Source organism: Streptomyces sp. NBC_00620, from assembly GCF_026341825.1.
GTDB lineage: Bacteria > Actinomycetota > Actinomycetes > Streptomycetales > Streptomycetaceae > Streptomyces.
Genome location: NZ_JAPENY010000001.1, coordinates 187,943 through 211,177 on the forward strand (window position 1 = coordinate 187,943; position 23,235 = coordinate 211,177).

Annotated in this window: 14 protein-coding genes; 5 read left to right on the forward strand and 9 right to left on the reverse strand. The window is 70.3% G+C overall.

The window, feature by feature from the left end:
- Positions 1-44: 44 nt before the first annotated feature.
- The 5 genes from OG246_RS00850 (at position 45) to OG246_RS00870 (ending at position 8,750) form a co-directional block, all read left to right on the forward strand.
- Positions 45-1,799, forward strand: coding sequence for a glycoside hydrolase family 3 protein (locus tag OG246_RS00850; RefSeq protein ID WP_266454352.1), 1,755 nt, complete (start codon positions 45-47; stop codon positions 1,797-1,799).
- A gap of 120 nt (positions 1,800-1,919) precedes the next feature.
- Complete coding sequence (locus tag OG246_RS00855) at positions 1,920-2,597, forward strand: spermidine synthase (RefSeq protein WP_266454354.1); 678 nt, start codon at positions 1,920-1,922, stop codon at positions 2,595-2,597.
- 113 nt (positions 2,598-2,710) lie between these two features.
- A complete protein-coding gene (locus OG246_RS00860) occupies positions 2,711-3,448 on the forward strand; it encodes a response regulator transcription factor (protein ID WP_266454356.1) in 738 nt (245 codons plus the stop codon).
- Positions 3,449-3,488: 40 nt separating this feature from the next.
- Positions 3,489-4,649 (forward strand): HAMP domain-containing sensor histidine kinase, encoded by a 1,161-nt coding sequence (locus OG246_RS00865; RefSeq protein ID WP_266454358.1) that lies wholly within the window; start codon positions 3,489-3,491, stop codon positions 4,647-4,649.
- Positions 4,650-4,943: 294 nt separating this feature from the next.
- Positions 4,944-8,750 (forward strand): multifunctional oxoglutarate decarboxylase/oxoglutarate dehydrogenase thiamine pyrophosphate-binding subunit/dihydrolipoyllysine-residue succinyltransferase subunit, encoded by a 3,807-nt coding sequence (locus tag OG246_RS00870; protein WP_266454361.1) that lies wholly within the window; start codon positions 4,944-4,946, stop codon positions 8,748-8,750.
- Positions 8,751-8,825: 75 nt separating this feature from the next.
- Here OG246_RS00870 and fxsT (OG246_RS00875) read toward each other — a convergent pair whose 3' ends face one another.
- From fxsT (OG246_RS00875) to fxsA, 9 genes are all read right to left on the reverse strand, one after another.
- Complete coding sequence (gene fxsT, locus OG246_RS00875; protein ID WP_266463738.1) at positions 8,826-11,735, reverse strand: FxSxx-COOH system tetratricopeptide repeat protein; 2,910 nt, start codon at positions 11,733-11,735, stop codon at positions 8,826-8,828.
- A 533-nt stretch (positions 11,736-12,268) separates the two neighbouring features.
- The gene (locus tag OG246_RS00880) at positions 12,269-13,567 is read right to left on the reverse strand and encodes a CHAT domain-containing protein (RefSeq protein WP_266454364.1); all 1,299 of its coding nucleotides are present in this window, start codon (positions 13,565-13,567) and stop codon (positions 12,269-12,271) included.
- The gene (locus OG246_RS00885; protein ID WP_266454367.1) at positions 13,557-15,335 is read right to left on the reverse strand and encodes a magnesium chelatase; all 1,779 of its coding nucleotides are present in this window, start codon (positions 15,333-15,335) and stop codon (positions 13,557-13,559) included. Before OG246_RS00885 ends, OG246_RS00880 begins: the two co-directional genes overlap by 11 nt.
- A 9-nt stretch (positions 15,336-15,344) precedes the next feature.
- Positions 15,345-16,289: an AAA family ATPase gene (locus OG246_RS00890; RefSeq protein ID WP_266454370.1), complete on the reverse strand. Its 945-nt coding sequence runs from the start codon at positions 16,287-16,289 to the stop codon at positions 15,345-15,347.
- On the reverse strand, positions 16,286-16,678 hold the full coding sequence (locus OG246_RS00895; RefSeq protein WP_266454374.1) for a CU044_2847 family protein: 393 nt from the start codon (positions 16,676-16,678) through the stop codon (positions 16,286-16,288). The genes OG246_RS00890 and OG246_RS00895 overlap by 4 nt, the downstream gene beginning before the upstream one ends.
- Before the next feature lie 118 nt (positions 16,679-16,796).
- A complete protein-coding gene (gene fxsT / locus OG246_RS00900; protein WP_266454375.1) occupies positions 16,797-19,808 on the reverse strand; it encodes an FxSxx-COOH system tetratricopeptide repeat protein in 3,012 nt (1,003 codons plus the stop codon).
- Positions 19,809-19,978: 170 nt separating this feature from the next.
- Positions 19,979-21,433: an HEXXH motif-containing putative peptide modification protein gene (locus OG246_RS00905; protein WP_266463741.1), complete on the reverse strand. Its 1,455-nt coding sequence runs from the start codon at positions 21,431-21,433 to the stop codon at positions 19,979-19,981.
- Positions 21,433-22,599: an FxsB family cyclophane-forming radical SAM/SPASM peptide maturase gene (locus OG246_RS00910; protein ID WP_323178269.1), complete on the reverse strand. Its 1,167-nt coding sequence runs from the start codon at positions 22,597-22,599 to the stop codon at positions 21,433-21,435. The genes OG246_RS00905 and OG246_RS00910 overlap by 1 nt, the downstream gene beginning before the upstream one ends.
- Positions 22,600-23,029: 430 nt before the next feature.
- Entirely contained in the window at positions 23,030-23,215 is a 186-nt protein-coding gene (gene fxsA / locus OG246_RS00915) for an FxSxx-COOH cyclophane-containing RiPP peptide (protein WP_266454380.1), read from the reverse strand.
- Positions 23,216-23,235: the final 20 nt, after the last annotated feature.

The window sequence follows — 23,235 nt, forward strand, 5'->3', positions numbered from 1 at the left end:
GTCAGTCCCTCCGAGAAATCCCTACGTACGCAAGGCAGCTGAGGATGACGACCCCCAAGTACCGCGATCCGAACCGGCCCGTCGACGAGCGTGTCGAGGACCTCCTGACCCGCATGACCCTGGAGGAGAAGGCGGGCCAGCTCTTCCACGCGATGCTGACGATGAACCCCGACGGAACCCTCGTCACCGACACGACGGCCAACCCCTTCGTCAGCCACAGCACCACCGACCTGGTCGAGGGCCTGCGCCTGAGCCACTTCAACCTGCTCGGCCAGCACGGCGTGCGGGAGACGGCCGAGTGGGTCAACCGGCTCCAGGAGCTGGCGGCGAGCACCCGTCTGGGCATCCCCGTCACCCTGTCCACCGACCCGCGCCACGCCTTCACCGACAACCCGGGCGCCTCCTTCAACTCCGGTGCCTTCTCGGCCTGGCCCGAGCCGCTGGGCCTCGCCGCGATCGGCGACCCGGAGCTGGTGGAGAAGTTCGGCGACACCGTCCGCCGCGAGTACCTGGCGGTGGGCTTCCGGGTCGCGTTGCACCCGCAGATCGACCTGGCCACCGAGCCGCGCTGGTCCCGCCAGTCCGGCACCTTCGGCTCGTCCGCCGACACCACCAGCGAGCTCGTACGGGCGTACGTGCGCGGTCTGCAGGGCCCGGTGCTCGGCCCCGAGTCCGTCGCCGCCATGGTCAAGCACTTCCCCGGCGGCGGCCCGCAGAAGGACGGCGAGGACCCGCACTTCGCGCACGGCAAGGAGCAGGTCTACCCGGGCGGTCTGCGCGACTACCACCTGGCGCCCTTCAAGGCGGCCGTCGAGGCCGGGTGCTCGCAGATGATGCCGTACTACGGCCAGCCCGTCGGCACGGACTGGGAGGAGGTCGGCTTCGGCTTCAACCGTGACGTCCTGACCGGCCTGTTGCGCGAGCGGCTCGGCTTCCAGGGCGTCATCTGCACCGACTGGGGGCTGCTCAGCGATGCGTCGATCCTCGGCGAGATGTTCCCGGCCCGCGCCTGGGGCGTAGAGCACCTGACCGTCGCCGAGCGCGCGGCGAAGGCGCTGGACGCGGGTTCCGACCAGTTCGGCGGCGAGCAGTGCCCCGAGGTGATCGTGGAGCTGGTCCGCTCGGGCCGGATCACCGAGGCACGCGTAGACGAATCGGTACGTCGACTTCTGCGCGAGAAGTTCGTGCTCGGCCTCTTCGAGAACCCGTACGTCGACCCCGACCGGGCCGAGGAGGTCGTCGGGGCACGTGAGTTCACCGCACTCGGCGAGGCCGCCCAGCGACGCTCGCTCACCGTCCTGACCAACCGGTCCCTGCTGCCGCTGACCGACCGCCCCAACCTGTACGTGCGGGGCGTCTCCGAGCAGGTCGCCTCCGCGTACGGCAATATCGTCGCCGACCCCGTCCACGCGGACCTCGCGATCCTGCGCCTGCGCACCCCGCACGAACAACGGCCCGGCGTCTTCGAGTCCTTCTTCCACTCCGGCTCACTCGCCTTCCCCGAAGAGGAGCTCAAGGACATCCTGCGACTCCTGGACGCGACGCCCACGTTGGTGTGCGTCAACCTCGAACGGCCCGCCGTACTGCCCGAGATCGCCGAGAAGGCGGCCGCGCTGGTCGCCGACTTCGGCGCGAGCGACACCGCGCTGCTCGACGTCGCCTTCGGACGCGCCCGCGCCGAGGGCCGGCTCCCCTTCGAACTGCCGCGCTCGATGGCGGCGGTCGAGGCCTCCCACCCGGACGTGCCCAACGACACCGAGGACCCGGTGTTCGCGTACGGGCACGGGCTGGAGCTCTAGGACCCGCCGTAGGACCGCGGGGTGCCTGACCGCCCCGCGATACCCGGGGCCCGGACCGTGGGGGGCCGGGCCCCGGGTAATTCGGCCTCCCGTCCTTGCTGAACTGCCAGGATGGGAGCCATGACTGCCTCGTACGACATCCCTGTGGTCATCGACCGTCGCGAGGGCCCGTACGGCGAGGTCGTGCTGCGGCGCCACGGTGCGCTGTTGCAGATCATCTCCAACGGGTGCTTCCTGATGGACACTTCCGACGGCCGCTCCGAGCGGCTGCTCGTCGACGCCGCGTACGGCGCGCTGGACGGACGGGCGGAACCGAGTGTGCTGATCGGCGGCCTCGGTGTCGGGTTCTCGCTCGCGCACGCGGCCTCGGATCCGCGCTGGGGGCGCATCACCGTCGTGGAGCGCGAACCTGCCGTCATCGACTGGCACCTGGGCGGACCGCTGGCCGCACTGTCCGCCGAGGCGCTCGACGACCCCCGTACGGAGATCGTCGCAGCGGATCTGCTCGCCTACGTCAATGAGATCTGCGACACATATGACGCGCTGTGTCTCGACATCGACAACGGGCCCGCCTGGACGGTCACTGAGGGCAACGAAAGCCTCTACTCGAAGGCCGGAATCGCAAGCTGTGCAAGGGCGTTGAGGCCCGGAGGGGTACTCGCGGTATGGTCGGCGCAACCCTCTCCGGAATTTGAAGGAACCCTCCGGAATGCCGGGTTCAAGTGGGTGCGTACCGAAGAGATCCCGGTTGCCCGGGGCGTTCCGGACGTCGTGCACCTCGCGGTCAGACCTGGATAGCCGAGGCGTGGTGACTGCCCGTACTCTGCTTCCCTGACGCAGATCATTCAAGCGTCAAGCGCAGTCATGGGATCACCCCACGGATTCCGGAAAGCACACCTCAGGGGCGGGCGATGGAGCAGACACACACCTCCCAAAACGGCGCGGCGGCAACGCCCGGCGCTCAACGACGGGTCCTGGTCGTCGAGGACGACCCGACGATCGTCGACGCCATCGCGGCACGTCTGCGCGCCGAGGGATTCCTGGTGCAAACCGCGGGCGACGGCCCTGCCGCCGTCGACACCGCCGAGGCCTGGCAGCCCGATCTGCTGATCCTCGACATCATGCTGCCCGGCTTCGACGGGCTGGAGGTCTGCCGCCGCGTGCAGGCCCAGCGCCCGGTGCCGGTGCTGATGCTCACGGCGCGCGACGACGAGACCGACATGCTGGTCGGTCTGGGCGTCGGCGCCGACGACTACATGACGAAACCGTTCTCCATGCGCGAGCTGGCCGCCCGCGTGCATGTCCTGCTGCGCCGGGTGGAGCGCGCCGTAGTGGCCGCCTCGACGCCGCGCAGCGGGATCCTCAGGCTCGGCGAGCTGGAGATCGACCACGCGCAGCGCCGGGTACGGGTGCGCTCGGAGGACGTGCACCTCACGCCCACCGAGTTCGACCTCCTCGTATGTCTCGCGAACACCCCGCGGGCCGTACTCTCGCGTGAGCAACTGCTCGCCGAGGTCTGGGACTGGGCGGACGCCTCCGGCACGCGGACCGTGGACAGCCACATCAAGGCGCTGCGCCGGAAGATCGGCGCCGAACGGATCCGTACGGTCCACGGCGTGGGCTACGCCCTGGAGACCCCGACTCCCTGAGCCGGGCCTCTGCCCGGACCTTTGTGAGGGGGCTGATGTGATGAGCGGGTTCGGGGAGCGCGAGGGCCCGGACCCCGGGTTCGGAGGGCGCCACGGCGCGGACTCCGGGTTCGGGGAGCGCAGGAGCGAGAGCCCCTGGAGCGGTGTGCGCCCCTTCTCGATCAAGACCAAGCTCGGCGTGCTCGTCGTCGTCTCGGTCTTCATCACCACCGGTCTGTCGATCATCGCGGCGCGCACGCAGACCGAGCTGCGCTTCATCACGGTCTTCTCGATGATCGCCACACTTTTGATAACGCAGTTCGTGGCGCATTCACTCACGGCCCCGCTCGACGAGATGAACGCGGTCGCGCGGTCCATCTCGCACGGCGACTACACGCGCCGCGTGCGCGACGACCGCCGGGACGAGCTGGGCGACCTGGCCCAGACGATCAACCTGATGGCCGACGAGCTGGAGGCCCAGGACCGCCAGCGCAAGGAGCTCGTGGCGAACGTCTCCCACGAGCTCCGTACCCCCATCGCGGGGCTCCGCGCGGTCCTGGAGAACGTCGTGGACGGCGTCTCCGCCGCCGACCCCGAGACCATGCGGACCGCGCTCAAGCAGACGGAGCGTCTGGGACGGCTCGTGGAGACGCTGCTCGACCTGTCCAGGCTGGACAACGGCGTCGTACCACTGCGCCAGCGCCGCTTCGAGGTGTGGCCGTACCTGTCCGGCGTCCTGAAGGAGGCCAACATGGTCTCCTCCGCGCGCGCGGGCATCGCCTCGGGCTCCGGCAGCCACACGCGCACGGACGTCCATCTGCACCTCGACGTGTCCCCGCCCGAGCTGACCGCGCACGCGGACCCCGAGCGGATCCACCAGGTCGTCGCCAACCTCATCGACAACGCGGTCAAGCACAGCCCGCCGCACGGCCGTGTGACCGTCAAGGCCAGACGGGGCGACCACCCGGAGTCCCTCGCCCTGGAGATCCTGGACGAGGGGCCCGGCATTCCGAAGTCGGAGTGGCACCGCGTCTTCGAGCGGTTCAACCGCGGCGGGGTCCCCTCACCGCACGGCCCGGGCAGCGACGGCGGTACGGGTCTTGGCCTGGCCATCGCCCGCTGGGCGGTCGACCTGCACGGCGGCCGCATCGGAGTGGCCGAATCCCAGCGGGGCTGCCGGATCCAGGTCGTCCTTCCGGGTCTTCCATATTTGCCAAGTTGACGTAAAGTTCGAACCGGAGCCACAAGATCCACCGGCGCCCGTCACTGGCGGACACGTGTGATCAGGCAGAGGGCCGCGTGAGTCGTGCCGCGCCCTCGGATCGGCGTATCCCGGCGTGCCCGTTCCAGACCGGAACCACGCTTGTTTCCCGCCATTTCCACCCCCGAAACACACTTTCCGATGTGACTTACACGACGATGGACCGGCCCGGCCTGACCTTCCCGGCCAGGGGGGCGTAGCCTTAATTCCCGCTGTCCATCACCTTGTGAGAAGCGGAAGAGGGCGGTTACCGCCGTGTCGCCACAGTCCCCCAGTAACTCGAGCGTCTCGACCGAAGAGCAGGCTTCCGGGAAGAACCCGGCTGCCGCGTTCGGCCCCAATGAGTGGCTCGTCGACGAGATCTATCAGCAGTACCTCCAGGACCCGAATTCCGTAGACCGAGCCTGGTGGGACTTCTTCGCCGACTACAAGCCGGGCGCCGCTGTCGCCTCGGCTCCGGCGGGTACTGCGGCCGCGGGGGCCGCAGCGGCCGTCCCGTCAGCGGTGCCTCCGGCCGCTCCCGCAGCGCCTGCGGCTCCCGCCCAGGCGGCTCCGCCGGCCCAGGCCGTTCCGGCGCCCGCTCCGGCTCCGGCTCCCGTGAAGCCCGCCGCCGCTGCTCCGGCTCCGGTGAAGGCCGCTCCGGCCGCCGCCAAGCCGGCCGAAGCGAAGGCCGCGCCCGCGACCGAGGCTCCGGCCGGTCCCGAGTACGTGACGCTGCGCGGCCCCGCCGCCGCGGTCGTGAAGAACATGAACGCCTCGGTCGAGGTGCCCACGGCCACGTCCGTGCGCGCGGTCCCGGTGAAGCTGCTCTTCGACAACCGCATCGTCATCAACAACCACCTGAAGCGCGCCCGGGGCGGGAAGATCTCCTTCACCCACCTCATCGGGTACGCGATGGTGCAGGCCATCAAGGCCATGCCGTCGATGAACTACTCCTTCACGGAGAAGGACGGCAAGCCGACCCTGGTCAAGCCGGAGCACGTCAACTTCGGTCTCGCCATCGACCTGGTGAAGCCCAACGGCGACCGCCAGCTGGTCGTCGCGGGCATCAAGAAGGCCGAGACGCTGAACTTCTTCGAGTTCTGGCAGGCCTACGAGGACATCGTCCGCCGCGCCCGTGACGGCAAGCTGACGATGGACGACTTCACCGGTGTCACGGTCTCGCTGACCAACCCCGGCGGCCTCGGCACCGTCCACTCGGTCCCGCGTCTGATGCCCGGACAGTCGGTCATCATGGGCGTCGGTTCGATGGACTACCCGGCGGAGTTCCAGGGCACCTCCCAGGACACCCTGAACAAGCTCGGCATCTCGAAGGTCATGACGCTCACGTCGACCTACGACCACCGGGTCATCCAGGGCGCCGCCTCCGGCGAGTTCCTGCGGATCGTCGCGAACCTCCTGCTCGGCGAGAGCGGCTTCTTCGACGAGGTCTTCGAGGCCCTGCGCATCCCCTACGAGCCGGTCCGCTGGCTCAAGGACATCGACGCCTCGCACGACGACGACGTCACGAAGGCCGCCCGCGTCTTCGAGCTGATCCACTCCTACCGGGTCCGCGGCCACGTCATGGCCGACACCGACCCGCTGGAGTACCGCCAGCGCAAGCACCCCGACCTGGACATCACCGAGCACGGGCTCACCCTGTGGGACCTGGAGCGCGAGTTCGCGGTCGGCGGCTTCGCGGGCAAGTCCCTGATGAAGCTGCGCGACATCCTCGGCGTGCTGCGCGACTCGTACTGCCGCACCACCGGCGTCGAGTTCATGCACATCCAGGACCCGAAGCAGCGCAAGTGGATCCAGGACCGCATCGAGCGCTCGCACTCCAAGCCGGAGCGCGAGGAGCAGCTGCGCATCCTGCGCCGGCTGAACGCTGCGGAGGCCTTCGAGACCTTCCTGCAGACGAAGTACGTCGGCCAGAAGCGCTTCTCCCTGGAGGGCGGCGAGTCGGTCATCCCGCTGCTCGACGCCGTCCTCGACAGCGCCGCCGAGTCGCGTCTCGACGAGGTCGTCATCGGCATGGCCCACCGCGGCCGGCTGAACGTCCTGGCGAACATCGTCGGCAAGTCGTACGCGCAGATCTTCCGCGAGTTCGAGGGCAACCTCGACCCGAAGTCGATGCACGGCTCCGGCGACGTGAAGTACCACCTGGGCGCCAACGGCACCTTCACGGGCCTGGACGGCGAGCAGATCAAGGTCTCCCTTGCCGCGAACCCGTCCCACCTGGAGACGGTCGACCCGATCATTGAGGGCATCGCCCGCGCCAAGCAGGACATCATCAACAAGGGCGGCACGGACTTCACGGTCCTGCCCGTCGCCCTGCACGGTGACGCGGCCTTCGCGGGCCAGGGTGTGGTCGCCGAGACGCTCAACATGTCGCAGCTGCGCGGCTACCGCACGGGCGGCACGGTCCACATCGTCATCAACAACCAGGTCGGCTTCACCGCCGCCCCGGAGTCGTCGCGCTCCTCCATGTACGCCACGGACGTGGCCCGCATGATCGAGGCGCCGATCTTCCACGTGAACGGTGACGACCCCGAGGCCGTCGTCCGCGTCGCGCGCCTCGCCTTCGAGTTCCGCCAGGCGTTCAACAAGGACGTCGTCATCGACCTGATCTGCTACCGCCGTCGGGGCCACAACGAGTCCGACAACCCGGCGTTCACGCAGCCGCTGATGTACGACCTGATCGACAAGAAGCGCTCGGTGCGCAAGCTGTACACCGAGTCCCTCATCGGTCGCGGCGACATCACCCTGGAAGAGGCCGAGCAGGCCCTGCAGGACTTCCAGGGCCAGCTGGAGAAGGTCTTCACCGAGGTCCGCGAGGCCATCTCGCAGGCGCCCGAGGCTCATGTCCCGGAGGTGCAGCCCGAGTTCCCGGTGGCCGTGGCGACCGCGATCTCCCAGGAGGTCGTCAAGCGCATCGCCGAGTCCCAGGTCAACATCCCCGATCACGTCACCGTGCACCCGCGGCTGCTTCCGCAGCTGCAGCGCCGGGCGGCGATGATCGAGGACGACACGATCGACTGGGGCATGGGCGAGACCCTCGCCATCGGCTCGCTGCTGCTCGAGGGCACCCCGGTCCGCCTGTCGGGCCAGGACTCACGCCGCGGCACCTTCGGCCAGCGCCACGCGGTCCTCATCGACCGCCGCACGGGCGAGGACTTCACCCCGCTCCAGTACCTCGCGGACGACCAGGCGCGCTACAACGTCTACGACTCCCTGCTCTCCGAGTACGCGGTCATGGGCTTCGAGTACGGCTACTCGCTGGCCCGTCCCGAGTCCCTGGTGATGTGGGAGGCGCAGTTCGGCGACTTCGTCAACGGCGCGCAGACGGTCGTCGACGAGTACATCTCGGCGGCGGAGCAGAAGTGGGGCCAAACGTCCGGCGTCACCCTCCTCCTGCCCCACGGCTACGAGGGCCAGGGCCCGGACCACTCCTCGGCCCGCATCGAGCGCTTCCTCCAGCTGTGCGCCCAGAACAACATGACGGTCGCCCAGCCGACGCTCCCGTCGAACTACTTCCACCTCCTGCGGTGGCAGGTGCACAACCCGCACCACAAGCCGCTTGTGGTCTTCACCCCGAAGTCGATGCTGCGCCTCAAGGCCGCCGCGTCGAGCACGGAGGAGTTCACGACGGGCGGCTTCCGCCCCGTCATCGGCGACGCGTCGGTCGACCCGGCCGCCGTCCGTCGGGTCGTCTTCTGCGCCGGCAAGCTCTACTACGACCTTGAGGCCGAACGTAAGAAGCGCGGCAGCACGGACACGGCCATCCTCCGCATCGAGCGCCTGTACCCCCTCCCGGGTGCCGAGCTCCAGGCGGAGATCGCCAAGTACCCGAACGCCGAGAAGTACCTGTGGGCCCAGGAAGAGCCGGCGAACCAGGGCGCCTGGCCCTTCATCGCCCTCAACCTGATCGACCACCTCGACCTCGCAGTCGGCGCGGACATCCCGCACGGCGAGCGCCTGCGCCGCATCTCACGCCCGGCCGGCTCGTCGCCGGCCGTGGGGTCGGCTAAGCGGCACCAGGCGGAGCAGGAGCAGTTGGTTCGGGAGGTGTTCGAGGCCTAGGTCTCGCGACACGGGTTCGTACGACGACGGAGGCTCGGTTCCCTTTCGAGGGGCCGGGCCTTCGGCGTGTGCGGATCAGGTGGTCAGGGGTTCGAAGTCCCAGTGGGGGCGCTGACGGTTGCGGGCGGCGCGGGTGCCGGGATGGTCGGGGCCCCGGGTCGCCACGAGGTCGCGGAGGGCGGCGTCCTCCGTCTTGTCGGCCCCTGGCCGGTCGCCCCAGGCCCGCAGATCGGCGGCGAGGGCGATGCGGGCGGACAGGCTCAGGGGGTGCCGGGGGCCGAGGACGTCGCGGGACTTGGGAGCTGTGTCCCGGCTGATCGCGAGCGCCGCTTCGTGGTCTCCGGCGAACGCGGCCGCGGACGAGGCGTTGAGGGCACAGCCGAGTGTCCAGGGGTGGCTGGGCCCCACGGCCCGCGCCATGTCGTCGAAGGCCTGATCCGCGAGAGCGCGGAACTCGTCCTGTGCACCGACGGCACGCAGGATCAGAGCCTGGTTGGCGTGGGCTCCGGCGACGAACGGATGCGCAGGGCCGAGCATCCGCTCGTAGTGAGCAGCCACGGACTCGCCCATCTTCCGTGCCTGCTCGATGTCTCCGTGCTCCCGTACGAAACAGCTGTGGGCTGCGGCGAACATCAGGCTCAGGGGATCGTCCTCGCCGACCGCCCTCTCGCCGCGCACCAGGATCGAGAAGAACAAGGACTCGGCCTGCGTGAAGTCCCCGGCCTGGTAATGGCACAGGGCCAGGTTGTGCTCTGCCCGCAGGGTCTGCGGGTGGTCCGGACCCAACTCCGCCCGATGAAGGTCCGCGCTGTGCAGCTGGACCGAGACGGCCTCCCCGGTGCGGCCGAGGAGGCGCAGATCCGTCGCGTAGTGGATTTCGGAGAACAGAGTCCATGGATGATGCGGGCCCAGGACCCTGCGGCGAGCTGCCAGGGTGCTTCGATCGGTGTCACCTGCGCGCCGATAGTCACCGAGCAGGCGCAGCGACACCGCGAGGTTGTTCCGTGCCGTGAGGACGTCCGGGTGGTTCTCGTCGCCCGCGAGTTCCTCGTACGCGTCACAGACCTCCTGCGACAGGCCGTACGCCTCCTCGTAGCGTCCCAGTGCCCGCAGGTCCGCGGCGAGGCTGCCCGCGGCGCGCAGATACTCGCCGTCACGGTGGCCGCCGACCGCCCCGTGCCGCTCGGCCGCGGCGCGGCTGACGGCCTCGCTGTGCCGGTAGTCGCCGACCGCGCGCAGCAGGTTGGCGTAGTGGTGGCCGAGGTCCCACAGCAGCGGATGGTCGGGGTCGAGGAGTGACTGCCAGGCGGAGATGGCCAGTTCGGCGAGGTGGAGGCCGGTGCCGTACTCGCCGGAGAGGTAGAGGTAACGCAGACAGTCGACGACCAGTTTCTGCACGGCCGGGTCGATGTCGTGCATGGCGTCGGCGTACTCGAGGTGCGGGACGATCTCGGCGTACGCGGGCCACGCCTCCGGATCGCCTGGCCTACCGGGGACCGCGGCGACGAGTGCGCGGCGTACCGCGGCCGCGAACTCCTCGGCGTCTTCCCAGGGAATGTCCTGGCGGACGACCTGGTGAACCATGCGGTGCATGTAAAGCGCCGCCCCCTGTGACTCCAGTCGGATCACCGAGTACTGGGACAACCGCTCCAGGGTCCTGTCCCACAACACTGGGTCGCGCATCAACCCGGCCAGGGATTCGGGGCGTTCACCCGCCGGTATGCCCTTGAGCAGTCGTACGGGGATGGAGCCCGGGGAGAAGAACGCGCAGAGGCGAAGGAGGTCGAGGGATTCGGGGGCGGTTTCCCACAACCTGTTCAGCAGGATCGCCCAGGCGGTCCTGAAGGCGAGCGGGAAGTCCGCGGAGACCGAGACGACGTCCTGGTCTGCGCCGCCCCCCAGCAGGGCGATGTACTCCTGGACGGACATGTCCGAGTCGCGCAGCCAGCCGGCGGTCTGATCGAGCAGGAGCGGCAAGTCCTCCAGAGCCTCGGCGAGTTGGTCGGCCTCGGCCTCGGTGAGGCGGGGGGCACGGCGACGGATGAAGGCGACGGATTCGCGGCGATCGTAGAACGGGACTTCCAGCAGGGCGGCGCCGTGTTGTGCCCACTCGGAATTGCGGGTCGTCAGCAGCACGTCGCCGGGGCCGGTAGGCAGCATGTCCCAGAGCAGGTCCGGCTCGTCCGCGCCGTCCGCGACGAGCAGCCAGCGGCCGTACGGTTCACCTCTGTGGAGCGCCTGGCGCACGGCTCGGATGCGTTCCCCGTACTCCTGGCCGGTCACCAGGCCGAGTGCCGGGGCGAGTTGCGCAAGGCGCTCCCGGTAGGTGACACGCCGCTCGGCGGGCACCCACCACACGACGTCGTACTCGGAGCTGAACCGGTACACGTACTCCATGGCCAGTTGGGTCTTGCCGACACCCGACATGCCGTGCAGCGCGACAGCACCGAAATCCGTGTCCTGGAACAGCCGGCGTACCTCGGTGAGCAGCGCTTCCCGGCCGGTGAAGCGGACGTTGCGGCGTGGCACTCCGCCCCATACCTCGGGCTGCTCCAAGGGGAACCGTGGGCGGACACGGCCGGAGTCGTCCGGCAGCGGCTCTGTCGGGAGGCCGAGCCGGTCCAGCAGCCGCCGTTCGGCCTCGCGGGCGTCCATGTCGCGCAGGTCGGCCGGTGCGAGGACCGCGGCAGCGGACGGAACGGGAGTCGAGGTGATGCTGACAGCCGCGAACCGGTCGGCGTTCGGGGCGACGACCTCGCGCAGGGCCGCGTTCCATTCGGCGTGGCTGCGCGGACCCAGCTGGAAGTACCACTCGCTGAGGACCAGGAGTACCTGCCCCGAAGTTGCGAGAAGGTCGTGCAGCGCGTCCGCCACCGGCACCCCCTCGGGCAGGTCCCAGCGCCGCTGGGTGACGCGCAGGCCGCGCCGCTCCAGCAGGTCCGCGATCCACACGGCCCAGGCCCTGTTGAAGCCGGCATAGCTGATGGTGACGGTCCGCCCGTCGTCCCGCTCGGGGACGGGCTCCGGCCGGGTGGTGACGTCGGGGCGCGGCTCGCGCGGAGTCGGCCTGGGCGCGGCGGGCCGGGACGCCCGCGCCCGTACGACCTCCGCCAGTTGTGCCGCCGGAGCCCGGCCCGGTTCCCGCTCCCGTATCACCGACCGGAGTTCGGCCTTGCGGACCGGCACTCCCCACTGGTTGCTCACTGTCAGCCACAGCGAGGCGGGCCCCGGGATGGAGCCTGTCGAGACCCGGAAGTCGGCCGGTCCGTAGGTGCCGCCGAACCGGTGCAGGACGACGCTGGGTTCGTCGAGTGCCGTGCAGACGAAGTGCGGGGAACCGTCGAGGGCAACGGTGAAGGTGAACTCCTCGTCCGGGTAAGGCCATTCGGGGTCGGGGCCGTGCGCTGAGAGTGGCCCGCGCAGGTCGACGGTGACGAGGTAGTCGCAGTCCGTCTCGGCCTCGTGCGGCCAGGCGACGACGGGTTCGATGAGGAGGGGATGCTGCTCGTCGGGGGTGGTCACCGCGCTTCCCCTTCCCGTGCCGTGAGTCGCAGTGTGGTCAGGGGGTGGCCGTAGTAGTGGAACATGAAGGCGTAGAGCAGCCGCAGGATCCGTTTCTGGCCCGTCTCGTCCACCTTGCCGTCGTCGTCGCGGATCGGCGGGATGGCGGACGGGGGGCCGAACGCCTCGGCCGCGCGGGCCCGGTAGGAGAGCAGCGTCCGAGTGACGGGGCGATGCGGGTGGCGGGCGACCTCTTCGACCAGGCCGCGTACCAGGGCGCGGGCATCCTTGTCCCCGACCTGGCCCGCCGTGACGATGCAGCCTCCGGCCCCTTTGCGCAGGAAGAGTTCGGCGAAGCCGCGCAGCGCGTGCTCTCCTTGGGCGCTGTTGAGCACGGCCCGCCCTGAGTGGCAGGCGTTCAGGCACACCAGGGAGCGGTCGACGCCCAGGGCGCCCATGGTCTGGCCTTCCAGTTCCGCCCAGGTGCGGTTGCCGAGGGTGAGGCGCGGGACGCTGTCGCCGTAGGTGCCGTGGCAGCCCATGTACACGAGACCGGTGGGCTCGCCGGGTGTGTCGAGGGTCTGCAGGAAGGGGGTCATCCTGACGTGCAGTTGGTGTGCGTAGGGCCTGAACACCCGTCCGTCGTCGGCCATCTCGTGGTGGAGGTAACCGAGCACGCGGCCACGGCAGTCCGTCCGCTCGCGCGGCAGGTCGTAGCGGGTGTCGTGAACGGTCGTCCAGCGGGACAGCACGACCTGCGCGCCCAGCCAGGCTTCCCGCTGGTCTCGACCGGGGTCGGCAGGCAGCAGGAAGAGTTCCCAGGGGAGTTCGTATCCCGTGTCGTCCCACACGAGGAGGCGAAGTGCGGCGCCGTGCCGGGCGCGGATCCGGTTGAACCACTGGCCCAGTTCCGGCTGATTGTGCGACCAGAGATGAATGCCGCGCAGGATGTCCGCGGGGTACTCGCCGTCACCGCGGACGTTGCCGAGTCCGACTCCGGGGGCGCTCAGGCGCGGGGACCGGGACGCGCTGCGGACGCCGAGGTCGCCGCACCAGCCGGTCACCCGGTAGGCGTCCCGCCCGTCGCTGTCGTGGGTACGGACGACGTACAGCACGGCGTCCCCGTCCTGGAGGCGCTGGTACGGGTGGGACACGCCTCCTCCGACGCCCGCCGCGGCCCGGTGCGGCTGCCGGAGACCGCGTACGGAAGCGGGAGCGCGGCGGGCCGCCTCCTTCAGGCCCGGCAACGACGCCCGCCGCACCATCGCCCCGGTCCCGGACAGCCACCGGGGGCCGCGCTGGTCGTCAGCCTCCATCGCGGACCCGCCCCTCCACGACGGTAGCGCCGAGCGTCTCCGCCAGCGCGAACGGCAGGTCCCCGTAAGGACTTCGTGCCGCATCGACGACCGCCACCCGCAGTCTGCTGCGGTCCATGGCGGAGATGGGAGCCGCGGCGGTGAGGCTGTCCTCCACTCCCGCAGTGGCAACGGGCCCGTGCAGGCGGCCGGTGTGACTGGCCAGCAGCGGAACATTGCCGCGGCCGTCGGTCACCACGACCAGCCAGGCCTCCGCGAGGGCACTGCCCTGTCGGCGAAACGCCGCGCGCAGCACCTGCGCGGCCTGTTCGATCCCGTGGGCAAGGGGTGTGGCCCGCCCCTTCGGCCGGTACAGGGCGGCGAGGACACGCGGGTCGAGTACACCGCGCGCCGCGAACGACTCGGCGCGAAGTTCGTCCGCCGCGTCGGCGCCGCCGACCTCGATGACGTGGGCGGCGGCTCGTGCGGTGTAGGCCCACTGAAGGAACGGGGTGAGCGCGTCCTGCCAGTCCCAGTCACCGCGGCAGGTGTGGTCGAGGAGAAGGGTCAGCAGTCGCTCGGGGGCGGGGGCGCGGAGGCGGCTGTGCAGGTCGACGGGCGCGACCGTGAACCGTGTGTTGCCCCGGATCCGCTGGTGCACGGCTGCTTCCCGCACGGTGCGCACGAGCGCGAGATCCCGGAGGTCGCGCGCACGCCGGGTGCCCACGACGGGGCCGCGCGTCGAGGCCGGACCCGAGCGGCGCTGCCAGGGGTTGCGCAGCGGCATGAACTCGCGCAGGACCGCGGCCTCGTCCTCCGGGTACGGCATGCCCAGCGTGACAGCCGGCGTGGGGCCAACGCCTACGGGGTCCCCGGGCGCGAGCAGCGGCTGCTCCTCGCCCGGAGTGCGCCGCTGCTCCCGCCGCCCACCGCGATGGCTGCCATGGGGACGTGGCAGCGGTGGAGGGGGCAGCGGGGCCGGGGCTTCGCTGTCCGCGCTGTCATCGACCGCCGCCGAGTCCGTGACGGGGAGCCCGATGAGCCGCGCCGCCTCCTCGCAGTGCCGGGCGGTGACCTCCGGTTGTCCGTCGAGGGGCGCGAGCGCCCGTGCGAGCCGTGCGAGCGCCAGGCTTCTGCGCGGTCCCGCTCCCGGCCCGAGGATCTCCTGTACCCGGTCGACGGCCTCGTCCGTGGTGGCCGCGAGGACGGTGGGGCGCGCCGCCTCGGGCGGCCACTCGTCGGGGACGGCGTGCAGTCCTGGCACGGAGAGCCGTACCGCGAACCGGTCCAGCAGGTGGGGTGTCACCCGCCCGGCATCCTCGGAACGGCACACCGCGAGCCATCGGGCCTGTGGCCTGATCGCCAGGCGCAGTCCCGGCTGTTCGACGGAGACGACGTCGGAGCCGATGAGCTGCACGGCCGCCCGCATTCCGGCGACGCTGAGCGTCGTCAGGTCCGGAACCACGGCCAGCGGCGGCGGCCCCGCACTGTCGAGCAGAGGTCCGGGGCCTACGGTGAACGCGACGCCGTCCAGGTACCGTTCGAGCCGCGAACGGCTCCAGAGGTCTTCGTCGCGGGTGGCGGCGCCGAGCGGGATCCGGGGGACGGGCGTGTCGGCCGGGCTGCCGAGGATCGCTGCGAAGAGGCGGGAGACGGGTTCGACCAGACGGGGTTCCAGGTCGAAGAGGAGCACGCCGCCGAGGCCCGGATCGAGAGCGGCACAGCGGAACGCAAGCTCCAGCCGCCGTGCGTCGTCGGGCGGTTCGGGTGACGGAGTCTCGGTAGTCATGTGGCGGGCTCAGCCGGACTCGAAGAGGTCCTTGATCAGGGCATGGTCGTCGAGCCGCCAGTCGAAGGTCCCGCCGTGTGCCGACTCGGGCCTTCGGTGGCGCAGGGCTAGCGGGATGGCCCTCAGCAGGTGTCGCGGCTCGACCTCTGCGACACCGTCCAGGGCGGCGAGGGCGCGGGCGGCCTGTATGGCGACGATCTCGCCCCGCTGCCCGACGGCGTCGAGCCGCCCCGCCGCCTCGGCGCACAGACTCAGCACGCCGTCCGGCACCTCGACGCGCGGGAGCCGCTGCCGCGCGGCTACAAGACGGTCGAGGACGGCGGTGTTGTCCCGCAGGGCCTCGGCCAGCCACTCGGAGGGGCCCCGGGTCCGCTCCGCCTCGAAGTCGAGGACGGTACGGAGCATTCGACGCCGGGCTCCCGTGTCCAGGTCCGCGGCGCTGACCATGAGCCCGAACCTGTCGAGCAACTGCGGCCGAAGCCCGCCCTCTTCGGGGTTCATGGTTCCGACGAGACCGAAGGCGAGCTGCTTGGCCGTGGCCAGCCCCTCGCGCTGCACGGACAGCACCCCCGTGGAGACGACGTCGAGGATGATGTTGACGACGTGGTCCTCCAGGAGGTTCACCTCGTCGACGTAGAGCAGTCCCTTGTCGTGCGCCTCCTCCAGCAGCCCGGGCTGCTCACGGGTCTCGCCGCGCATCAGGGCATCGAGCCACCAGCCTCCGACGACTCGGTCCTCGGTCGCGTTGATGGGCAGGGTGACGGGCAGTTCCCCCTCCGCCATCAGGGCGAAGGCCCGGACGATCGTGGACTTGGCGGTGCCGCGCTGCCCGGCGATGAGAACACCCCCGATGCGCGGCTGCACATGGTTGAGCTCCAGGGCCAGTTTCAGGTCGTCCTGGCCCACGATGCGGCTGTACGGGAGGATCCACACCCCTGGTGGTGTGCCGCTCACGAGGCGGCTCCGGGCGCGCTCCCCGCCGCGTCCGGAGCGCCGGAGGTCTGCCATCGGAAGGTGATCTGGAGCTGCGCTTCGGCGCCGCTCTTGACCAGCGCCGCGACACCCGCGTCGACCTTGATGGAAAGCTGCAGCTCGATCTCGTCGGGGCGCAGATCGTCGCCGAGTTCGCCGAACCTCCGTACGGCCTGTGCCGCACAGCGGCGTGCCAGGTCGAGACCGTCGGTGTAGGCGTCGCGGGCGACCTCGACGACGCGCTGGGCGGGGTTGCCCCTGGTCTCCTCGTCGCCGTAGACGAGATCGAGACCGTCGAGAGCGGCCGGGCCGAGGTCCGAGTCGACTTCGACGGGGATCGGCCCGTCCGCGCCCTCCGGGACAGGCCCCACTAAGATCACCACACGTCCCCCTGGTTCAACTCTCATGTCCTGTGCGGCTGTTGAGAGAGAACTGGGTCATTCCCCGGCACACAGTGGGTTATGCGCACCGGGGTCTTACCACCGCGCGTCAGGTCGTCTGGGGTTCGAAGTCCCAGAAGGGGCGGTTGCGGGAACGGGCCGAGATGGTGTGGATGTGCTGGGCGCCCAAGGTCTGTTCGAGGTCGGTGAGGGCCTCTTGCTCGACCTTCTCGGCCTGGCGGCGTTCCCTCAGTCCGCGTAGGTCCGCGGCGTGAGCGATGCGGGCCGACAGGGTCAGGGGGTGGGTGCGGCCCAGGACCTCGATGGCCCGGGTGGCCGTGTCCCGGGTGAGCGAAGCCGCCGACTCGGTGTCGCCGACGAGGTTGCGCAGCGAGGCGGCGTTGATGGCGCAGCCGAGACTCCAGGGGTGGTTCTCGCCGACGGCCTCGGTCATTTCGGCCAGCGCCTGTTCGAGCAGCGCGTGTGCGTGGTCCCGCTCGCCCACATTGCGCAGGATCAGCGCCTGGTTGGCGCGGGCTCCGGCGAGGAAGGGGTGCCCGTCGGTGAGCATCACCTCGTACCGGGCCACGACGGACTCACTGACCTCCCGGGCCTGGTCGATGTCACCGTGCTCCCGCGCGAAACAGCTCTGACTGACGGCGAACACCAGGAACCACGGGTTCATCTCGCCCAGTACGCGTTCACCGCGTTCCAGCACCCGGGCGAAGAGCTGCCTCGCCGTGTCCCGCTCCCCGCTGCGATAGAGGCACAGCGCGAGATTGTGCTCGGCGAGCAGCGTCTGTGGATTGTCGTGACCCATCACGAGCCGGTGCTCGCGCACGTTCTTCACCTGAATCGATTCGGCCTCGGCATATCTGCCGAGAAGTCGCAGGTCAATCGCGTAGGAGAGCTCGGAATACATGGTCCAGGGATGCCGCGCACGCAACAACTGCCGACGCGCTTCCAGCGTCCGCCGATCCATGTCCAGGGCCGCGTCGTAGCGGCCGAGCAGCCTCAGCGAAACACCCAGGTTGTTCTGCGCGTTCAGGGTGCGGGAGTCCTGCTCGCCGAGAAGCTCCCGGTAGGCCGTGAGGCTCCATTCACCGACCTCCAGCGCTTCGTCATAGCGCGCGAGCCCCCTCAGGTCGGCGGCCAGCCCGCCAACCGCGCGCAGGTACTCCAGATCCTGCGCCCCCCGCTCCTCCCGCAGATGTTCCACGGCGGCGCGGGCGATGGCTTCGGTACGACCGTAGTCGCCCACCGCTCGCAGCAAGTTGGTGTAGTGGTAGGTGAGTTCCCACACCCGGGGATGCGTCTCGCCGAGGAGCTGGCGCCAGGCGTCCATTGCCCGTTCACCGAGCTTGATGCCCGCCGCGTACTCGCCGGAGAAGTACATGTAGCGCAGGCAGTTGAAGACCAAACGCTGGACGTTCGGATCGTCGGTCTGCAGTACGTCCGCGTATTTCAGGTGCGGGACGATCTCCGCGTATCCACTCCACAGGTCGGGGTCCGTCGGCCGCCGTGGATCCGCCGCCGCCAGGGCGCGCCGTACGACGTCGGTGAACTCCTTGCGGTCCTGGTCCGGCATGTCCTTGTGGACGATCTGGTGGACCATGCGGTGCAGGTAGAGGGACTCGCCGGAGGAGACGGCCTCGTCGAGGGTCGCCTCGTGGGACTCCAAACGGACCACCGAGTACTGGCGCAGCTGGTTGATCGCCTTGTTCCACAGGAGCGGGTCGTTGACGAGGCCTGCGATCTGTTCGGGCAGGTCGTCGTGCGGCATCTCCTTCAGGAGACGTACAGGAATGAAGCCGGGCGCGAAGAAGGTGCACAAGCGGAGCAGGTCGACGGACTCCGGGACGGTGTCCTTCAGCTTGTTCAGCAGTATCGACCAGGCGGTCTGGAAAGCGAGGGGGAAGTCCGCGGAGACCTTCACGACGTCCTGGTCGATGCCGCCCTCCAGCAGAGCGATGTACTCCCGTACGGACAGGTCCGAGTCGTTGAGCCAGCCGGCCGTCTGGTCAAGGAGAAGAGGCAGGTCTTCCAGAGCGTGCGCCAGCAGGTCGGCCTCGGGCTCGGTCAGCCGGGGCGCGCGGCGGCGGATGAACGCCACGGATTCGTACCGCTCGTAGACGGGCACCTCCAGCAGTTTGCTGTTGTGCTCGGTCCACTCCGGGTTCCGGGAGGTGATGAGGACGTGGCCGGGGCCGTTCGGCAGCAGGTCCCAGATCTGGTCCGGCTCGTCCGCGCCGTCCAGGATCAGCAGCCAGCGCCCGTACGGGTCGCCCCGGCGCAGCGAGTCACGTACGGCACGCAACCGTTCGCCGTACTCGGCGCCCGTGGACAGACCCAACTGCGGTGCCAGTTCGGCGAGTCGGCGCCGGTAGGTGACCCGCTTCTCCGCGTTGACCCACCAGACCACGTCGTACTCGGAACCGAAGCGGTACACGTACTCGGCCGCGAGCTGGGTCTTGCCCACGCCCGACATGCCGTGCAAGGTGACGACGCCCGCGCCCGGCTCGGCGCCTTGGAGGAGGTGGTAGGCGTCGTTCAGGAGCGGCTCGCGGCCGGTGAAGCGGGTGTTGCGGCGCGGTACGCCACCCCATACCTCGGGCATGGCCGCAGGGAAGCGCGGGCCCTGGCGGGCGCCCTCCGCGGACTCCGGGACGGGGTCGGCGGGCAGGTCGAGGCGGTCCATGACACGGCGCTCGGCCTCTTCTGCGCCCATGTTGTTCAGCTCTACCGCGCCGAGCACGGTGGTGGCGGACGGCAGCTGGCTCGTGGTGACCGAGACGGCCGCGAATCGAGTCGGGTCGGGCGCGACGATCTCCCGCAGTGCCGTGTTCCACTCGTCGTGGGTGCGCGGGCCGAGCTGGAAATACCACTCACTGACGACGATCAGGATCCGGCCCTTGGCGAGTGTGAGGTCGCGCAGCAGATCCACAAGAGGTACTTCGGCCGGTGAGTCCCAGCGCTGGTACACGACGCGATGACCACGCCGCTCCAGACGGTCCCCGATCCAGGCCGCCCAGGCCCGGTTGAAACCGGCGAAGCTGATGGTGATGGTCTGCTTCGCGGCCTCCCTCTCGGTTGGCCCGACCGGCGTACGCGCTCCAGACATGCAGTGGCCTCCCCGCACGGGCCTTCCCGCGCGATTTTAGAACGTCGGGGCGGCCCGGCGATAGGCGCTGACGGACTTTCACTCGCACCGCGGTCCCTTCCAAGTGCCGATCTTGGCGCAAAGATCGGCCTGCGTCCGGGAAGCGGGACATTCGGCGGGTGAATGGCGCTTCATTCGGCGGGCGCATGCCGTTGTGTCCACAGGGCGCGCGCCGCTTTGACGTACGCGGCTGCCCTGGCGGCCTGGCCGCGGGGCGCCGGACGCCCGGCGAGCCGTTCGTGCACCGCGACCATTTGATCGACGAACTGGCGTCCCTGTGCGGTGAGATCGGCCGATCCGACGAGGATCGGCAGTACGGCTCTGACCTGCTCCTGATAGCGGGCGTGCTGGGCCCACGCGGAGTCCCGGTGGGCCGGGTGGGCGGTGGCGAGGGCGTGGCGCTGGAAGAAGTCGGCCAGCGCGAGGTGGGAGTAGGCGCCCTGGAGGAGACCGTCGTACGGGCGTGGGTCGGGGCGCCAGGGAGCGAAGTAGCGTGCCTGCGGACCGGCGCGATGAAGCGTCAGCATGTCGCAGAGGGCAGAGAGTTTGGTGTGCTGCAGTTCGTGCACGAGGGTGGCCGCGAAGGTGGTGGGTGTGGGCGGGGTGGTGCTGAGGACGGCGCCGAAGGCCTCACGCCGGGTGCCGCTGCAGCTGCCACCGGGGCGGCCGCCGGGTTCCGAGCCGGGCGGCGCGGAAAGCGGGACCAGACAGCGCAGCAGGCTCAGTGTCTCCGCGAGTCGGTGCTCGCCACCGGGCCCGAGGGCGGACGCCGTGCCCGACCAGGCGTGCAGCCACCGTTTGCGTTCGGCGTCGTCGAGGGTGACGGGACCGCTCAGCGCGTGGTGGCGGGGGCCGCCGCGCACGGTGCGGTACGGGTCGAGGTCGTCCAGCGGTACGGGATCGGAGTCGGACAGCAGACCGGGCAACGCGTACGCGGGGGTCCAGGCGGCGGCGCAGGACCACGCGCCGATACCGCTCTGGAGGTGTACGACGATGTCCGCCTCGCCCACTTGACCGAGTGTCAGGCGTTGGCGGCGGTGGACCACTCGGACCTGGGTGTCCCCGGGCACGTTCGTGCGCAGCGACCCGAGCGAGGGCAGCGTGAGCACTCCGTCACGGGCGGTCAGCCGTACCTCGAAGGGCACGCCGGACCGGGCGGCGGCCACTGCGGCGAGCGCTCCGAAGTAGCCGAGGTCACGGTTCAGTTCACGCGTGTCCCGCTCGGCACGCGGCCCGCCTGCCGCGCCGAGCCCACGCAGGCAGTGGCGGGCCCAGGGACCGATGAACGGGTGGAGGAGGCCGGCGCGTACGGGCCCGTACGTCCCCGCCTCCGCTCCCACCCTCGCCGAAGCCGAAGGCGCGACCGTCCGCTCCGCCTCCTCCAGCAGGGCCCAGTCCTCCAGCAGCCGCCCCCGCGCGCCCGCGGAACACACCCCCGCGTCGGCCACCTCGGCGGCGTCGAGTACCGCGCGGAGCAGGAGCAGGCGTCGGGTGTGCTGATCGCGTACGAGGAGCCGCAGGGTGTCGGGGCCGCCTTCGGTGCGGCCGAGTTCCAGCAGGGCCCTCTCCGGGACCACCGGCAGGATCACGGGGTGTCTCCTTCGGGTCCTTCGGAAGATGCGGAGACGGGCACAAGCCCGGCGAGCCGCCGCGCCACATGGCGGATGAAGCGCTCGAGGTCGGCGCAGTAGACCGAGGGGTTGGTGAAGCCCTGTCCGGCGCGGTAGCGGTGCGCGTAGTTGCCGCCGCCGCAGACGGAGAGCAGAGGGCAGGCCCGGCAGCCCGCGGCCAGCGCGGCGGCGCCCGCCTGTCGTGCGGCCACGCCCGGGTGGCGCAGCGCCGCGTCGAAGGTGTGGCGGAAGACGTCGAGGCCGGTCCGCGCGGCGCCCTCGTAGGCGGACTTGAGCGAGTCGACCTGCTCGATCGACCCGTCGGTCTCCACCACCACAGCGTCGAAGGGCGCGAGGCCCAGCGACTCGGTCGCGGCGGGCAGCCCGAGCAGCAGGGCGACACACTCCTCGAAGAGCCGCACGCGGGTCTCCCGTCGCCCGGCGTCCCACCAGCGGTCGAAGACGGCGCACAGCCAGTCCCCGTACGGGGCACCCGAGGAATCCCAACCCGGCGGCGGCGCCGACCAGTTGCCGTGCGGCAGCAGCAGGTCGATGGCCGGTGGCCGCAGGTCGAGCAGGGACTCGTACAGCTCGACGGGGTCGGTCCCGGGGTCCACGACCGTGAGGATTCCGGCGTACGTCCCCGGAAATCGGTCGGCGATCAGGCGCGTGCCGCGTGAGGCGGCGGGCCAGGACGGGCGTCCTGCGTGGTCGGCGCGCCGCGTGTTGTGCGCGGACAGGCCGCCGTCGAGGCTGATGCCGACGCGGATGCCGTGCCTGGCCAGGACGGCGAGCCGCTCCTCGGTGAGGAGGGTGGCGTTGGTCTGGACGGTGGCGTGGACCGTGCAGGAGGCGGGGACCTCGTCGCGGACGAGATCGGTGAAGCTCGCGAGCGTGTCCGCGCCCGCGAGCAGGGGCTCGCCGCCGTGCAGGACCAGGGAGATCGCCGTGAGCCCGTGGGCGCGCGCGTGCTCGCCGATACGGGACGCGGTGCGGGCCAGGACGGCCGGCGGGGCGGCGGCGGGGCGCGCGCGCCAGGTGTGGTCGGGGCCCTCGTACAGGTAGCAGTAGGTGCAGGCGAGGTTGCAGCGGCCGTGCATCTTGACGATGAACTGCCGGAAGGGGAACGGGAGTTCGCGCACCGCCGATATGGAAGGGACGGAGGGGGCGGAATCCGCAGACACCGGAGATGTCGCAGACGCCACGGACGCCGCAGACACCCCTGAAGCCGTCGGCATCACCGGAGCCGTCGTCGGCATCGCGGAAACCACCGAATTGAAAGCTGCCGCCGCCCTCACAGAACCCGGAAAACCCGCCGAACCCACCGAAGTCGAACCCGAAGCCCCGGAGGTCACCTCTTCAGACACTCAGGCCACCCCCATGATGTACGGCCCGTGATCCCACGGTACGGCCCGCGCCACGACCCCCTGACCCGTACGGGGCCGCATTCCCTGAAGGGGACCGGACGCAAACGCCGCCCAATCGAACTTGTCCGGTTCAACCACAAGGCAGACCGGAACCACCGCCCCGCGGGCTCCGTTTGAGTACGTTTGTTCCTCACCGAGAGGCGCCTCAGAACGCGTTGTTGAACCCCCAGAGCATCTCGCTCGGTTGCCCGGCCCGCTCCGTCAGCTCGGCCAACACCTCGGCCAGCACCGGGTGTTGAACCGTCCTCAGGTCCGCCAGATCCAGCGACAGCAGATCGGGCAACTCCGGCAGCTCCTCCCCGGAACCCGGCAGATCACTCTGTACGCCCATGCTTTCCCCCTCCTTCGCTC

Bases quoted from the DNA above. Each gene is read 5' to 3' on its own strand.
- OG246_RS00850 (WP_266454352.1), top strand. From the start codon at position 45: ATGACGACCCCCAAGTACCGCGATCCGAACCGGCCCGTCGACGAGCGT.
- OG246_RS00865 (WP_266454358.1), top strand. From the start codon at position 3,489: ATGAGCGGGTTCGGGGAGCGCGAGGGCCCGGACCCCGGGTTCGGAGGG.
- OG246_RS00880 (WP_266454364.1), bottom strand. From the start codon at position 13,567: ATGGAGGCTGACGACCAGCGCGGCCCCCGGTGGCTGTCCGGGACCGGG.
- fxsT (WP_266454375.1), bottom strand. From the start codon at position 19,808: ATGTCTGGAGCGCGTACGCCGGTCGGGCCAACCGAGAGGGAGGCCGCG.
- OG246_RS00855 (WP_266454354.1), top strand. From the start codon at position 1,920: ATGACTGCCTCGTACGACATCCCTGTGGTCATCGACCGTCGCGAGGGC.
- fxsA (WP_266454380.1), bottom strand. From the start codon at position 23,215: ATGGGCGTACAGAGTGATCTGCCGGGTTCCGGGGAGGAGCTGCCGGAG.
- OG246_RS00885 (WP_266454367.1), bottom strand. From the start codon at position 15,335: ATGACTACCGAGACTCCGTCACCCGAACCGCCCGACGACGCACGGCGG.
- OG246_RS00860 (WP_266454356.1), top strand. From the start codon at position 2,711: ATGGAGCAGACACACACCTCCCAAAACGGCGCGGCGGCAACGCCCGGC.